Genomic DNA, 14,998 nt, shown 5'->3' with positions numbered 1-14,998 from the left:
ATCGCTCGATGACCTGATTAACCCAGGCTGATCTGCACGTCAACACCGGCAGCCAGATCCAGACGCATCAGAGCATCAACGGTTTTTTCAGTTGGCTCAACGATGTCTACCAGACGCTTGTGAGTGCGGATTTCGTACTGATCACGCGCATCTTTGTTAACGTGCGGAGAGATCAGAACGGGTGAAGCGCTCTTTGCGAGTCGGCAGCGGGATCGGACCACGTACCTGCGCACCAGTGCGCTTGGCAGTCTCGACGATTTCCGCGGTTGATTGATCGATCAGGCGATGATCAAACGCTTTAAGACGGATACGGATTCTTTGGTTCGACATGAGACCAAGGCTCCAAACATTTTATAAACGAAAAAAATTACTACCCGCACCCATTACGATTGATGGGGGAGTGTAATCGTTCAGCATATAACTCCCCAATCGGGAGTATTGTCAGGCGATACACTAATCGCTATCGCCTGCGATTCTGCTCGAATCGCGCCACACCAATATCGGCAGGCCCGCGCATTATACGCAAATCTGTTCAGGAAGCAACCCATGCTGCGTTTTTAACCGCAAAAGCGCGCACCAGTAAAAAAGCCCGCACGGGGCGGGCTGCAATCAACAGGTGGAACGGCACGGCAAACGCTACTTATCGCCCTCTTCTTTCAGCTGGGCCTGCAGATAGTTTTGCAGACCCAATTTCTGAATCAGGTCGAGCTCAGTTTCCAGCCAGTCGATATGGTGCTCTTCATCTGCCAGAATCTCGATCATCATGTCGCGGCTGACGTAATCATGAACTTTATCGGCGTACGCAATCGCCTCGCGTAAGTCTTTCGCCCCTTCCAGTTCGAGCGTCAGGTCCGACTGCAGCATTTCCGGTACGTCTTCACCAATGCGCAGCCGGCCGAGATCCTGCAGATTAGGAATGCCTTCGAGAAACAAAATGCGCTCGATGTACTTATCCGCATGTTTCATTTCATCAATGGATTCATGGTATTCGACATCGTTGAGGCGTATCAGGCCCCAGTTTTTGAACATGCGCGCATGTAGAAAGTACTGATTGATTGCAACCAGTTCATTTCCCAGCAATTTATTGAGGTGAGTAATGATTTTGCCGTCGCCCTTCATTTTGCTTCCTCCGCTTGCAGATAAATAGAGCGTAGATGCGGATAAAAAGAAGTCAAAAAAACGCGACAGTTTTTGGGGTTATTCAGGCGAAGCGGATGCGTAGTTACGCTATCTCTTTGTAAAGCGGCACGTTTTGCATTTCATCATTCATAATCTCGCGCGCCACGCGAATACACTTGCCGCACTGCTTGCCGACAGGCACCAGCTGGCGCAGTTGCTGAATCGATTTGGGTTGATAACGGCGGACAACTTCACGCAGGGTTCGATCGCTTACGGCATTACACAGACAGACGTACATTTACAGCCCACTCCAGTACAATTTCTGATCAAAGTGTAAATGAGAATGGTTTTTATTTCAACGTAGCTTTTGTGTGGGATTAGGCGTGCCGGTCAATGCAAAGCAAAAAAAAGAGCACCGAAGTGCTCTTTTTCATGCTGCGGTGGCAACCGGAGTTACCACCGTTATTAACGCAATTAAGCGAGAACTTCAGCAACAACGCCCGCGCCAACGGTACGGCCGCCTTCGCGGATTGCGAAACGCAGACCCTGGTCCATCGCGATTGGGTGGATCAGCTCAACGGTCATTTTAATGTTGTCGCCTGGCATTACCATCTCAACGCCTTCTGGCAGTTCGATATTGCCGGTCACATCAGTAGTACGGAAGTAGAACTGTGGACGGTAGCCTTTGAAGAACGGAGTATGACGGCCGCCTTCGTCTTTAGACAGTACGTACACTTCTGATACGAACTTGGTGTGTGGCTTGATGGTGCCTGGCTTAGCCAGAACCTGACCACGCTGGATCTCTTCACGCTTGATACCGCGCAGCAGAACACCACAGTTCTCGCCTGCCTGACCCTGGTCCAGCAGTTTGCGGAACATTTCAACACCGGTACAGGTAGACTTGGCAGTCGCTTTGATACCAACGATTTCTACTTCGTCGCCCACTTTCACGATGCCGCGCTCAACACGACCGGTAACAACGGTACCACGGCCAGAGATTGAGAATACGTCTTCGATTGGCAGCAGGAACGGCAGATCGATAGCACGTACTGGATCTGGAATGTAAGTATCCAGGTGACCAGCCAGCTCAACGACTTTCGCTTCCCACTCAGCGTCGCCTTCCAGCGCTTTCAGCGCAGAACCGCGTACGATTGGGGTATCGTCGCCTGGGAAGTCGTACTGAGACAGCAGATCGCGAACTTCCATCTCAACCAGTTCCAGCAGCTCTTCGTCATCAACCATGTCACACTTGTTCAGGAACACGATGATGTAAGGAACGCCAACCTGACGGCCCAGCAGGATGTGCTCACGGGTCTGAGGCATTGGGCCATCAGTCGCAGCAACAACCAGGATCGCGCCGTCCATCTGCGCAGCACCGGTGATCATGTTTTTCACATAGTCGGCGTGGCCTGGGCAGTCAACGTGTGCGTAGTGACGGGACGGGGTTTCATATTCAACGTGAGAGGTGTTGATGGTGATACCACGAGCCTTCTCTTCTGGCGCGTTATCGATCTGATCGAATGCACGAGCCTGGCCGCCGTAGGTTTTAGCCAGAACGGTGGTGATGGCTGCAGTCAGGGTGGTTTTACCGTGGTCAACGTGACCGATGGTGCCCACGTTTACGTGCAGTTTGTTACGTTGAAATTGCTCTTTCGCCATGGCGATAATCCTTACGTTATGCCTTCATCAGTGATGAAGGCATCAGTTCACAATTTTTAAACCGTAGCCTTATTTGCTACGAGCTTCAATAACGGCCTGAGCGACGTTGTTCGGCGCATCATCGTACTTCAGGAACTCCATGGAGTAAGAAGCACGGCCTTTGGTCAGAGAACGCAACTGAGTCGCGTATCCGAACATTTCAGACAGCGGAACTTCAGCGTGAATCTGAACGCCAGTCGCGTTAGATTCCTGACCTTTCAGCATACCACGACGGCGGCTCAGGTCACCGATAACGTCACCGGTGTTCTCTTCTGGTGTTTCTACTTCAACCTTCATGATTGGCTCAAGCAGAACCGGCTGTGCTTTCTTAAAGCCATCTTTGAAGGCGATAGAAGCGGCCAGTTTAAACGCCAGCTCAGAGGAGTCAACGTCATGGTAAGAACCGAAGTGCAGTCGCACGCCCAGGTCAACTACCGGGTAACCGGCCAGTGGACCAGACTTCAGCTGCTCCTGGATACCTTTATCAACCGCAGGGATGTATTCACCAGGAATCACACCACCTTTGATATCGTTGACAAATTCGTAGCCTTTCGGATTCGAACCCGGCTCCAGTGGGTACATGTCGATAACAACATGACCGTACTGACCACGACCACCAGACTGCTTGGCGTGTTTACCTTCGATATCGGTAACTTTAGAGCGAATCGCTTCGCGGTAAGCAACCTGAGGTTTACCGACGTTCGCTTCAACGTTGAATTCACGCTTCATGCGGTCAACGATGATGTCGAGGTGCAGCTCACCCATACCAGCGATGATGGTCTGGTTAGACTCTTCGTCAGTCCATACGCGGAATGACGGGTCTTCTTTCGCCAGACGACCCAGAGCCAGACCCATTTTTTCCTGGTCAGCTTTGGTTTTCGGCTCAACGGCGATAGAAATTACCGGCTCAGGGAATTCCATACGCTCCAGAATGATCGGGTTAGATGGATCACACAGGGTATCACCGGTGATCACGTCTTTCAGACCGATTGCTGCAGCGATGTCACCTGCGCGAACTTCGCTGATCTCTTCACGTTTGTTGGCGTGCATCTGAACGATACGACCGAAACGCTCACGTGCAGATTTCACGGAGTTCAGTACGGTATCGCCCGAGTTAACCACACCCGAGTAAACGCGGAAGAAGGTCAGGTTACCTACGAACGGGTCGTTGGCAATTTTGAACGCCAGCGCAGAGAACGGCTCGTCGTCAGTTGCGTGACGCTCAGCCGGGGTATCTTTACCGTCGTCCAGGATACCGTTGATCGCCGGAACGTCAGTTGGTGCTGGCAGATATTCAACCACTGCATCCAGCATCGCCTGAACACCTTTGTTCTTAAATGCAGAACCACAGGTCACGAGGATGATCTCGTTGTTCAGTACGCGCTTACGCAGAGCAGATTTGATCTCTTCTTCAGACAGTTCTTCACCGCTAAAGAATTTCTCCATCAGCTCTTCAGAAGCTTCAGCAGCTGCTTCAATCAGCTTGCCACGCCACTCTTCAGCCAGTTCCTGCAACTCAGCACGGATATCTTCGTAAACGAAGGTAGTACCCTGATCGGCGTCGTTCCAGTTGATCTCTTTCATCTTGATCAGGTCAACAACACCGGTGAAGTTCTCTTCTGCGCCGATAGCCAGCTGCAGTGGAACCGGAGTCGCGCCCAGACGTGATTCGATCTGACCAACAACTTTCAGGAAGTTCGCACCCATACGGTCCATTTTGTTAACGAACGCGATACGTGGAACTTTATATTTGTTTGCCTGACGCCATACGGTTTCAGACTGCGGCTGCACGCCACCTACTGCACAGTAAACCATTACTGCGCCGTCGAGCACACGCATAGAACGTTCTACTTCGATGGTGAAGTCAACGTGTCCCGGGGTGTCGATGATGTTGATGCGGTGCGGCTCAAACTGCTTCGCCATACCTGACCAGAACGCAGTGGTCGCTGCAGAGGTGATGGTAATACCACGCTCCTGCTCCTGCGCCATCCAGTCCATGGTTGCAGCGCCATCGTGCACTTCACCGATTTTGTGGTTAACACCGGTGTAGAACAGGATACGCTCGGTGGTAGTGGTTTTACCGGCGTCAATGTGTGCGCTGATACCGATGTTACGGTAGCGCGCAATGGGTGTTGTACGAGCCATTTGATTCCTCTGATTCTCGGACGTTCAATGTAAGTCGACCCCAGCGGGTTGGCTGAATGAGCGCCCGCTGGTTTAACAACAACTACGTGGCGATTACCAGCGGTAGTGTGCGAACGCCTTGTTGGCTTCAGCCATACGGTGAACGTCTTCACGTTTCTTCACTGCAGTACCTTTGTTTTCTGCAGCGTCAGAAAGTTCGTTCGCCAGGCGGAGAGCCATCGATTTATCACCGCGTTTACGAGCAGCTTCTACGATCCAACGCATTGCCAGGGCATTACGACGAACCGGACGGACTTCAACTGGAACCTGGTAGGTTGAACCACCAACGCGACGTGACTTAACTTCGACAGTCGGACGTACGTTTTCGAGTGCAACTTCGAAAGCTTCCAGACCATCTTTACCAGCACGTTGAGCCAGGGTATCAAGTGCGGTATAGACGATTGATTCAGCAGTAGATTTTTTACCATCTACCATCAGGATATTTACAAATTTAGCCAGCAGCTCTGATCCGAACTTAGGATCCGGCAGAATTTTACGCTGACCAATGACGCGACGACGTGGCATGGAAATACTCCGTTGTTAATTCAGGATTGTCCAAAACTCTACGAGTTTATTTTGACATTAAAGTTAAAACGTTTGGCCTTACTTAACGGAGAACCATTAAGCCTTTGGCTTCTTCACGCCGTACTTGGAGCGAGCCTGCTTACGGTCTTTAACACCTGAGCAGTCCAGCGCGCCACGAACGGTGTGGTAACGCACACCTGGCAGGTCTTTTACACGACCGCCACGGATCAGGATCACGGAGTGCTCCTGCAGGTTATGACCTTCACCGCCGATGTAGGAGGTGACTTCAAAACCGTTAGTCAAACGCACACGGCAGACTTTACGCAGTGCGGAGTTTGGTTTTTTCGGGGTAGTGGTGTAAACACGAGTACAAACACCACGTTTTTGCGGGCAAGCTTCCAGCGCCGGCACGTTGCTTTTAGCAACCTGACGAACGCGTGGTTTGCGAACCAGCTGGTTAACTGTTGCCATTAAATAGCTCCTGGATTTAGCTTTTGCTTCGTAAACACGTAATAAATCGCCTCGTATTACTACGAGGAGGCAGAATTTTAGGGCTGTGCCCATAGGGTGTCAAGAAATAACCAGGTTTTACCCTTCACCAGGCCACTTGTTGTGGGTGCTTCGTCGTCAGCGTAACGAAACCAGTATAGTTCAGACGCGACACATTGGTCGAAATTTGCGCAGTCAGCCCGCGCGCCATCACGTCTTCTTCTAATACCCACAGCGTGGCGGGCGACGCCAGCAGCTGCTGCAGCTTCTGACTGCCTGCCAGCGCGGCCGTCACACCATCCTGTAACAGCAGCACGTCATCGCCCTCCTGCAACAGCAGCAGCAGGCTATCGAAATCGCATTGCCAGGGAGAGTGCAGCAGGGTGTAGAGCATGGTCAGTTCTCAGAAACGGAGGATACGGTCATAAGTTGCCAGCGTCTGGCGCAGCGCGGCAGGTTCCAGCAGCTGCGCATCCAGCACGCGCGCTGCCGTGAGACTCTGGCCACGTGCCAGCAGAGACGCCTGACAGATATAGCAGCGATCGATGTCGTATAGCGCCAGCACGCCAAAGGTCGCAATATAGTCACGCGCCAGAATCAGCGCCGGCTGCTGATCGCGGTTGAGCTGCAGCACGCCGTCGCCAATAAAGAACAGGCCGATGTCCTCGCTCAGCGCGCCGGTCGCCAGCACGGCATCCAGCCCTTCCCGGCCAGCACTGCTGCCGTGCGGAGCCTGCGTAAACAGAAACGCCACGCGGTTCATCAGAACTGCACCAGGCGATCGCAGCTCAGCGCGGCTTCCGCCAGCGCGCCCAGGCCGCTAAGAGTAAATCCGGGCTGCAGATTGCTGCCCGCCAGCTGCAGGCGTGCCGCCTCCTGCGCATCGGTCACGCCGCGCCGCAACGCGGCTGCCACACAGATATTCAGCGCCGCGCCACTGTTGTCGCGCAGCTGCTGCCAGGCGCGCACCATGTCCACTTCATCGCTGGCCGGCGCGCTGAGCTGGTTAGCATTCAGCACGCCTTCGCGGTAAAAGAACACGCTTTCCAGCTGATGTCCCTGCGCCAGCAGCGCACGGGCAAACAGCAGCGCGCTACTGGCGTGCTGTGTGCCGTAAGCCGGCCCGGTCACCAGCAGCGTGTAGCGCATTAGCGATCCTGCCCCTGCAGATCGCCACTCTTAAACTGGCGGATATACAGATACACGGTGTGCTTAGAAATATTGAGGCGATCGGCCACCTGGTTAATGGCGTCCTTGATATCGAAAATGCCCTTCTCGTACAGATTGAGGACGATCTGGCGATTCTTGGCGTTATTCGACACGTTGCGATCGGCGCTCACCTCTTCAATAGTGAACTCCAGCGTCTGGGTGACCAGATCCTCTACCGAGCTGGCAAAGTTGACGTTGGAATCCACCTGCTGCGTCTCCGGCGGCATGAACGTCGACATAATCTGCGAAAACGGTACGTCCAGGTTCATATTGATGCACAGCAGGCCAATCACCCGCTGCTGCCGGTTACGAATCGCAATGGTTACCGACTTCATCAGCACGCCACTTTTGGCCCGCGTGAAGTAGGCGCGCGACACATTGCTCTCCGCGCCGTGCATATCATGCAGCATGCGCAGCGCCAGATCGGTAATCGGGGAACCCACTTTGCGGCCGGTATGTTCGCCGTTGGCGATACGCACGGCGGAGCATTTAAGATCTTCCAGAGAGTGCAGCACGATTTCGCAGTGCGAGCCAATCAGCATCGCCAGACCGTCGACCACCGCTTCGTAGGATTTAAGAATATCGTAGTCTGCTTGTTCGAACGGACGCTGCTCCAGTAAATCGAAGTCAGTCAGTTCGCCGGGATTGAATGGATTAGACATCGAAGACATTACCCTAAATGGCTGGAGCCTGTCTCGACAGCATTGGGGCAGACTCATCTTATGATCATTGTGCAGGCGCTAGTCTGGCAAATGTCGCCGTTTTTAGCCAGAGCTTTACTCATCGCGCCGCAAATTCAGGATGAGCGAAAACAAAACCGCCGCCCGAAGGCGGCGGTGCAAGTCAGCTTACTGCGCTTTCTTGTCAGCGGCGGCCGGAGCCTGCGCTTTCTCATCGGCTTTCGGCGCCGGCTTGATGTCGAGCAGCTCAACATCGAACACCAGCGTGGAGTTGGCCGGAATACCCGGCACGCCGTTTTTGCCGTAAGCCAGGTTCGGTGGGATCACCAGCTTGATCTTACCGCCTTTCTTCACGTGCTTCAGACCTTCGGTCCAGCCCGGGATTACGCCGTCCAGACGGAACGACAGCGGCTCGCCGCGCGTGTAAGAGTTGTCGAACTCGGTGCCGTCAATCAGCGTACCTTTGTAGTTAACCACTACGGTATCGCTGTCTTTCGGGGTCTCACCGCTGCCCTCTTTCTCTACCTGATACAGCAGGCCAGATTCGGTTTTCTTCACGCCCTTCTCTTTGGCGAACTTGTCCGCGTAAGCGGTGCCTTTGTCGGCATTCTCTTTCGCGTCTTTTTCCATCTTCGCCTGAGCGGCCCCTTTCACGCGGCCTTCAAACGCCTGCAGCGTCTGCTCAATTTCTTCGTCAGACAGCTTGCTCTTGCCGCCAAACGCATCCTGAACACCGGCAATCAGCTGGTCTTTGTCCAGTTTGATACCCAGTTTCTCCTGCTCCTTCAGAGAGTTGTCCATGTAGCGACCCAGGGAGGCGCCCAGCGCATAGGCTGACTGCTGGTCTTCGTTTTTGAAGGCAGCATTTTTCGGCGCCTGTGGCGCAGCCTGCGCTGCGTCAGCCGGTGCCGCAGTGGTTTCTGCTGCCATTGCCAGCGGTGCATTCAGCGCGACGGCCATGGTGGTAGCTAACAATGTGACTTTAAACAGTGATTTCATCCTTTCTCCAAAACCGAAGCTTCAAAACCTCGGGAATCATTGCGGACAGTGGCCCACACTATAACTTTACGTGGCAGTGGCGAACACTCCCACAGTGTAATTACCCGGTCAACCTCCGACCTTTTTTGCTTCAGGAAGTTTCATCAGAGATATAGGCGCAACGCGGGAATTCAATGCATACGCCAGACCGAAGGTGAAATATCAGGTGATTCTGACACGAAAGACCGTAGAATCACGCCCGACAAGATCAACGCGCAGCACCGTGACAGGAGGAGTGATGATGCAACAACCAGAATGGGATCAACGCCTTGAGGCGCTGGAGAGCAAACTGGCTTTCCAGGAACATACCATTGAGCAGCTCAATCAGACGGTGGTTCAGCACGAGCTGGAAATGAGTAAACTGCGTGAGCAGGTGCGTCTGCTGGTGGATAAAGTGAAGGCCGCCGCCCCGTCCATGGTCGCTTCGCAAGCGGAAGAGACCCCGCCGCCGCACTATTAACATCGCGTGCTTTGCTGCCCAATAAAAAGGCCACCCGCAGGTGGCCTTTTTACGCTTAGTGGTTGCAGCCACAACCACCGTGGCCGCCGCAGCCGCCGTGACCGTGCTCATGATCGTGACCATGGTCGTGGTCATGATCGTGATGATGGCCGTCAGCGCCATGAACGTGGCCGTGAGCGATCTCTTCTTCCGTGGCTTCACGGATAGCAACCACTTCTACATTGAAGTTCAGGTTCTGACCCGCCAGCATGTGGTTACCGTCAACCACCACGTGCTCATCTTCCACTTCGGTGATCTCGACCGGCACCGGGCCCTGGTCGGTTTCTGCCAGGAAGCGCATGCCAACCTGCAGCTCGTCAACGCCCATGAACACGTCTTTCGGTACACGCTGCACCAGGTTGTCATCGTACTGGCCGTACGCATCGTTTGCCGGGATATGCACGTCAAACTTGTCGCCGACCGCGTGATTTTCCAGCGCTTTTTCCAGACCAGAAATCAGGGAACCATGACCGTGCAGATAATCCAACGGCGCACTCACCGGTGACTCGTCAACCAACACACCGTCTTCGGTACGAACCTGATACGCCAGGCTCACCACCAGGTCTTTTGCTACTTTCATGATATCTCCTAACCGTTGAGAACAAAGAATCCCGTCTCATTGGTCTATTCTCGCGTGCAATAACCAACCAGAAAGGTTCAGTACTGAGGATGCCAACAGTGCTGTTGGACCATACTGCTCAGCGTTAATGGCGCCGATTGTAGCGGAATTCAATACCGCTGTAAGGCTAAGCTTAAAAAAAGCTGCGCCATCGCGCTACTCCGGATGAAAAATGCCAATCACTTGCTCAGTGCTGCGAACCTGATCGCGCGCCTGCTTGTCCGCCTCACGCATCTGGTGGCCGCACTTCACGCACTCCACCACATCGACATTGTTTTCACGCCACATCGCCAGCGTGTCTTTCTCCTGACAGTGCGGACAAACCGCACCGGCAATAAAACGTTTACGCATAGTCTTTCCTGCCCGTTATCAGAACGGATACGTTAAGTGTAGCCTTACTCATCATCCCAGCCGTCAAACTGCCGTTTTTCATGCTGCATTTCACGCTGGAAAATGTCCTCCAGCTCGCGTCGCGCCTCACGCACGCGTGAAACCTGCACGCTGTCGTCGTGGCTCGGCACCAGCTCACGCAGCATGCGCATATCCAGCCGGCGGAAGTGCTGCTGCGCGCGCTGCGCCTGATGCGGATGCATACCCAGCGATATCAGCGCTTTGCGGCCTAACTCCAGCGCACTGGAGAAGGTTTCACGCGAGAACAGCGTGACGCCCGCCTGCAGCAGCTCATGCGCCTCGACACGACCGCGCGCCCGCGCCAGAATCTCCAGCTGCGGGAAGTGCTGCTGGCACAAGTGCACGATGGTCATCGAATCTTCCGGATCGTTACAGGTAATGACAATCGACTGCGCATTCTCCGCGCCGGCGGCACGCAGCAGCTCGAGCTCGGTGGCATCGCCATAGTAAACCTTGTAGCCATATTTGCGCATCAGGCTGACCGCCGAGATATCGCGCTCCAGCACGGTGATGCGCTTGTTGTTGGCCATCAGCAAACGCCCGACCACCTGACCAAAACGGCCAAAGCCCACCACAATCACCTGGGGCTGATCGTCCTCGACAAACGGCTTTTCGCCGTCCTCTTCCGGTTCGTTGAAGCGGCGCGCCAGAATCTTATCCACGCCCTGCATCAGCAGCGGCGTGGTCATCATCGACAGCGTCACCGTGACCAGCAGCAGCGGCAGCTGATCGCCGCTGAACAGTTTTGCCGACGACGCCGCCGAAAACAGCACGAAGGCGAATTCACCGCCCTGACTCAGCACGCCGGCAAACTGCAGACGCTCCGAACTGCGCAGACCATAAATGCGCGCCAGCACATAGAGCACCAGCGTTTTCACCGCCACCAGCAGTACCACGCCGATCAGAATTTCGAGGATGTGGGTATAAAGCACGCCGAGGTTGAGCGCCATGCCCACCGAAATAAAGAACAGCCCGAGCAGCAACCCTTTAAACGGTTCAATGGCCACTTCCAGTTCGTGGCGATACTCACTCTCTGCCAGCAGAATACCGGCGATGAACGTCCCCAGCGCCATCGACAGGCCCAGCGCATCCATAAACAGCGCGGAACCGAGCACCAGCAGCAGCGAGGCGGCGGTAAACACTTCCCGCACGCCGGACGCGGCAATGAAACGGAAAATCGGCCGCAGCAAATAGCGTCCGCCCACCAGCATACCGGCGAACGCCAGCACCTTCATGCCCACCTTGAGCCAGTCAACGTGGCCACTGTCGCTGCCGGCCAGCAGCGGCACCAGCGCCAGCGCCGGAATCACCGCCAGGTCCTGGAACAGCAGCACTGAGAAGCCCAGCTGCCCCGCTTCGCTGCGGTTCATGCCTTTGTCGCGCATCAGCTGCAGCGCCATGGCGGTCGAGGACATCGCCAGGCCAATACCGCCAATCACCGCGGCCTGCCAGCTGAAGTCGGTCAGCCACAGCAGCACGCCGAGAATCGCTGCCGAAACCAGCACCTGCGCGGCACCGACGCCAAAAATAGAGCGCCGCAGCGCCCACAGCTTGGCCGGGTTCAGCTCCAGCCCGATGATGAACATCAGGAACACCACGCCAAGCTCCGAGAAGTGCAGAATCTCGTCCACATCGCTGATGAAGCCCAGTCCCCACGGACCGATGGCGATACCGGCCAGCAGATAGCCCAGCACCGCACCAATGCCGAGCCGGGCGGCAATCGGCACCACCAGCACCGCCGCCACCAGATAAATCACGCCGGCGGTGAGTAACGTTTCGCCTTGCATCACACTCCTCCGTTCGGCAGCGGTGACGCCAGCCAGTCGCCATAGGCGCGCGCAAAGTTGCGCAGCACCTCGGGTGTCTGACGACGCGCCCAGTAAATTACCATCGGCGTCAGCCAGTGCATGCGACACATCTGCGCCGTCAGCTCAAACGGTCGCATAATGTCGCTCATCGGGTAGCGATTGAGGCCGCTGTGGTGATACGCCGTCTCCGGCTCACCGGTGGTCACCACGCTGCGCCAGTATTTGCCTTCCAGCGCATTACCGTCCTGCCCACTGGCAAAGCCGCGCGACAGCACGCGATCCAGCCACTCTTTCAGCAGTGCCGGACAGCTATAGGTATAAAGTGGATGCTGAAACACCACGATTTGATGGTCGCGCAGCAGTTGCTGCTCGTAATGAATATCAATAAAGAAATCCGGATAGTGGGCGTATAAATCGTGCACCGTGACGTGGTCCAGTTCCATAGCCGACTGCAGCAAAACCCGATTAGCAATCGAATCCTGTGATTCCGGATGGGCATAAAGCAGCAATATTTTGGGCGGCTGCGACATCGTTCCCCTCCAAAGCGTCGTCACCGCGGCGGAATTCCGCTACCATGCTCGACGCAACAAACATTATCGAATTATGTTGCCGATAAATTAACATATTCTGACGATACGGCGCTTATGATTGTCTTTTCCGCATTACAAATCCGTCGCGGCACTAATGTGCTGCTGGATAACGCAACGGCCACCATTAACCCGGGGCAAAAAGTCGGCCTGGTGGGTAAAAACGGCTGCGGTAAATCCACGCTGCTGTCACTGCTGAAGGGTGAAATCAGCAGCGATGCCGGCAACGTCACCTTTCCCGGCAACTGGGCGCTGGCGTGGGTGAATCAGGAAACCCCGGCGCTGAGTAAAGCCGCGCTGGAATATGTTATCGACGGCGACCGCGAATATCGTCAGCTCGAATCCGAATTAGCGGCAGCCAATGCGCGCGACGATGGCAACGCCATTGCGCTGCTGCACGGCAAGCTGGACGCTATACAGGCGTGGAGCATACACGCACGCGCCGCCAGTCTGCTGCACGGATTGGGCTTCAGCCAGGAACAATTAATGCGGCCGGTGAGCGATTTCTCCGGCGGCTGGCGTATGCGTCTCAACCTTGCTCAGGCGCTGGTATGCCGTTCCGACCTGCTGCTGCTCGATGAACCGACTAACCACCTCGATCTCGACGCGGTGATCTGGCTGGAGCGCTGGCTGAAGAGCTATACCGGCACGCTGATCCTGATCTCGCACGACCGCGACTTCCTCGACCCGGTGGTGGACAAAATCATCCATATCGAACAGCAGACGATGTTCGAATACACCGGCAACTACAGCTCGTTCGAGCGTCAGCGCGTAGCCAAACTGGCGCAGCAGCAGGCGCTGTACCAGAGCCAGCAGGAAAAAGTCACCCACCTGCAAAAGTACATCGATCGCTTCCGCGCGCAGGCCACCAAAGCCAAACAGGCGCAGAGCCGCATCAAGATGCTGGAGCGCATGGAGCTGATTGCCCCAGCGCACGTCGATAACCCGTTCAGCTTCAGCTTCCGCGCGCCGGAGAGTCTGCCTAACCCAATCCTGAAAATGGAGCAGGTTTCGGCGGGGTACGGTGAGCGGGTGATTCTGGATGCCATCAAACTCAACCTGGTGCCGGGCTCACGCATCGGCCTGCTGGGGCGTAACGGCGCCGGTAAGTCCACGCTGATCAAACTGCTGGCGGGCGAGCTGGAGCCGCTGGCGGGCAAGGTGGGTCTGGCGAAAGGGATCAAGCTGGGTTACTTCGCGCAGCATCAGCTTGAGTATCTGCGCGCCGATGAGTCGCCGCTGCAGCATCTGGCGCGCATCGCCCCGAAAACGCTGGAGCAGCAGCTGCGTGACTACCTGGGCGGCTTTGGTTTCCAGGGCGATAAAGTCAGCGAAGCCACCGAGCGTTTTTCCGGTGGCGAGAAAGCGCGGCTGGTGCTGGCGCTGATCGTCTGGCAGCGGCCGAATCTGCTGCTGCTCGACGAACCGACCAACCACCTCGATTTGGATATGCGCCAGGCGCTGACCGAAGCGCTGATCGACTTTGAAGGCGCACTGGTGGTGGTGTCGCACGATCGTCATCTTCTGCGTTCGACCACCGACGATCTTTACCTGGTGCACGACCGCAAAGTGGACGTGTTCGAGGGCGATCTGGACGATTATCAGCAGTGGCTGAGCGACCTGCAGAAGCAGGAAACGCAGCAGGATGCCGCGCCGAAGCAGGACAACGCCAACAGCGCGCAGTCCCGCAAAGATCAGAAGCGCCGCGACGCCGAGCTGCGCGCGCAGACGCAGCCGCTGCGCAAAGAGATCGAAAAGCTGGAGAAGCAGATGGCCAAATGGCAGACACAGCTCAGCGAAGCCGAAGCACAGCTGGCCGACAGCGCCATTTACGAGCAGAGCCGTAAGGCCGATTTAACCGCCGCCCTGCAGCGCCAGGCGGAGAGCAAATCGGCGCTGGAAGAGGTCGAAATGGCGTGGCTGGAGGCGCAGGAGCAGCTGGAGCAGATGCTCGCGGGGTAAGGTGCGCGATGATGCCCTCACCCTGACCCTCTCCCATAGGGAGAGGGAATAAACCTTACTCCCGCGCTGGAACAGCCTCCTCCCCCGGGAGAGGGAACAAACCTTAATCCGCCTTACCGGCTACGCATGGTCGGCCCCCTCTCCCGCTGGCGGGAGAGGGTTGGGGTGAG

17 protein-coding genes and 1 pseudogene are annotated in these 14,998 nt (G+C 55.7%); 2 read left to right on the top strand and 16 right to left on the bottom strand.

Translation table 11 applies throughout. The features are described from left to right. Window positions 1-17: 17 nt before the first annotated feature. The 12 genes and pseudogenes from rpsJ to fkpA all read right to left on the bottom strand — a co-directional run bounded on the left by rpsJ (window position 18) and on the right by fkpA (window position 8,903). Window positions 18-330: pseudogene (gene rpsJ / locus ABVR31_RS01770) on the bottom strand (30S ribosomal protein S10). A 306-nt stretch (window positions 331-636) separates the two neighbouring features. Next, window positions 637-1,119 (bottom strand): bacterioferritin, encoded by a 483-nt coding sequence (bfr, locus tag ABVR31_RS01765; protein ID WP_021508213.1) that lies wholly within the window; start codon window positions 1,117-1,119, stop codon window positions 637-639. Between the two features lie 103 nt (window positions 1,120-1,222). Next, window positions 1,223-1,417: a bacterioferritin-associated ferredoxin gene (bfd, locus tag ABVR31_RS01760; RefSeq protein WP_372771734.1), complete on the bottom strand. Its 195-nt coding sequence runs from the start codon at window positions 1,415-1,417 to the stop codon at window positions 1,223-1,225. A gap of 176 nt (window positions 1,418-1,593) precedes the next feature. Continuing rightward, window positions 1,594-2,778: an elongation factor Tu gene (gene tuf / locus ABVR31_RS01755; RefSeq protein WP_136545556.1), complete on the bottom strand. Its 1,185-nt coding sequence runs from the start codon at window positions 2,776-2,778 to the stop codon at window positions 1,594-1,596. A 69-nt stretch (window positions 2,779-2,847) separates the two neighbouring features. Further along, window positions 2,848-4,962, bottom strand: coding sequence for an elongation factor G (gene fusA, locus ABVR31_RS01750; RefSeq protein WP_021507461.1), 2,115 nt, complete (start codon window positions 4,960-4,962; stop codon window positions 2,848-2,850). A 93-nt stretch (window positions 4,963-5,055) separates the two neighbouring features. After that, window positions 5,056-5,526, bottom strand: coding sequence for a 30S ribosomal protein S7 (rpsG, locus tag ABVR31_RS01745; protein WP_007886246.1), 471 nt, complete (start codon window positions 5,524-5,526; stop codon window positions 5,056-5,058). 96 nt (window positions 5,527-5,622) lie between these two features. Further along, window positions 5,623-5,997: a 30S ribosomal protein S12 gene (gene rpsL / locus ABVR31_RS01740; RefSeq protein WP_010616440.1), complete on the bottom strand. Its 375-nt coding sequence runs from the start codon at window positions 5,995-5,997 to the stop codon at window positions 5,623-5,625. A 124-nt stretch (window positions 5,998-6,121) separates the two neighbouring features. Then, complete coding sequence (gene tusB, locus ABVR31_RS01735) at window positions 6,122-6,409, bottom strand: sulfurtransferase complex subunit TusB (protein WP_021507460.1); 288 nt, start codon at window positions 6,407-6,409, stop codon at window positions 6,122-6,124. 9 nt (window positions 6,410-6,418) lie between these two features. Continuing rightward, window positions 6,419-6,778: a sulfurtransferase complex subunit TusC gene (gene tusC, locus ABVR31_RS01730; protein WP_215480627.1), complete on the bottom strand. Its 360-nt coding sequence runs from the start codon at window positions 6,776-6,778 to the stop codon at window positions 6,419-6,421. After that, complete coding sequence (tusD, locus tag ABVR31_RS01725; RefSeq protein WP_215480628.1) at window positions 6,778-7,164, bottom strand: sulfurtransferase complex subunit TusD; 387 nt, start codon at window positions 7,162-7,164, stop codon at window positions 6,778-6,780. Before tusD ends, tusC begins: the two co-directional genes overlap by 1 nt. Continuing rightward, window positions 7,164-7,886 carry a transcriptional regulator gene (locus tag ABVR31_RS01720; protein WP_021507457.1) on the bottom strand — a complete coding sequence of 241 codons (723 nt, stop codon included), beginning with the start codon at window positions 7,884-7,886 and terminating at the stop codon, window positions 7,164-7,166. The genes tusD and ABVR31_RS01720 overlap by 1 nt, the downstream gene beginning before the upstream one ends. 186 nt (window positions 7,887-8,072) lie before the next feature. Further along, complete coding sequence (gene fkpA, locus ABVR31_RS01715; protein ID WP_021507456.1) at window positions 8,073-8,903, bottom strand: FKBP-type peptidyl-prolyl cis-trans isomerase; 831 nt, start codon at window positions 8,901-8,903, stop codon at window positions 8,073-8,075. A gap of 280 nt (window positions 8,904-9,183) precedes the next feature. Between fkpA and ABVR31_RS01710 the strand changes: the two genes are divergently transcribed. Beyond that, window positions 9,184-9,402: a SlyX family protein gene (locus ABVR31_RS01710; protein ID WP_010616434.1), complete on the top strand. Its 219-nt coding sequence runs from the start codon at window positions 9,184-9,186 to the stop codon at window positions 9,400-9,402. A 55-nt stretch (window positions 9,403-9,457) separates the two neighbouring features. Here ABVR31_RS01710 and slyD read toward each other — a convergent pair whose 3' ends face one another. The 4 genes from slyD to kefG form a co-directional block, all read right to left on the bottom strand. Continuing rightward, window positions 9,458-10,021: a peptidylprolyl isomerase gene (gene slyD / locus ABVR31_RS01705; protein WP_021507454.1), complete on the bottom strand. Its 564-nt coding sequence runs from the start codon at window positions 10,019-10,021 to the stop codon at window positions 9,458-9,460. Between the two features lie 195 nt (window positions 10,022-10,216). Next, window positions 10,217-10,411 carry a YheV family putative zinc ribbon protein gene (locus ABVR31_RS01700; RefSeq protein WP_021507453.1) on the bottom strand — a complete coding sequence of 65 codons (195 nt, stop codon included), beginning with the start codon at window positions 10,409-10,411 and terminating at the stop codon, window positions 10,217-10,219. Window positions 10,412-10,455: 44 nt separating this feature from the next. Further along, a complete protein-coding gene (kefB, locus tag ABVR31_RS01695) occupies window positions 10,456-12,258 on the bottom strand; it encodes a glutathione-regulated potassium-efflux system protein KefB (RefSeq protein ID WP_021507452.1) in 1,803 nt (600 codons plus the stop codon). Beyond that, the gene (gene kefG / locus ABVR31_RS01690) at window positions 12,258-12,809 is read right to left on the bottom strand and encodes a glutathione-regulated potassium-efflux system ancillary protein KefG (protein WP_021507451.1); all 552 of its coding nucleotides are present in this window, start codon (window positions 12,807-12,809) and stop codon (window positions 12,258-12,260) included. The genes kefB and kefG overlap by 1 nt, the downstream gene beginning before the upstream one ends. Before the next feature lie 114 nt (window positions 12,810-12,923). Here kefG and ABVR31_RS01685 point away from each other — a divergent pair, with 114 nt between their 5' ends. Beyond that, entirely contained in the window at window positions 12,924-14,828 is a 1,905-nt protein-coding gene (locus tag ABVR31_RS01685; protein ID WP_104189617.1) for an ABC transporter ATP-binding protein, read from the top strand. Window positions 14,829-14,998: the final 170 nt, after the last annotated feature.

It is taken from the genome of Pantoea sp. WEP (assembly GCF_041678305.1).
In the GTDB taxonomy this organism is placed as follows: Bacteria; Pseudomonadota; Gammaproteobacteria; order Enterobacterales; family Enterobacteriaceae; genus Pantoea; species Pantoea dispersa.
The sequence above is the reverse complement of the archived record's forward strand: the minus strand, read 5'-3'. Positions and strand labels throughout refer to the sequence as shown.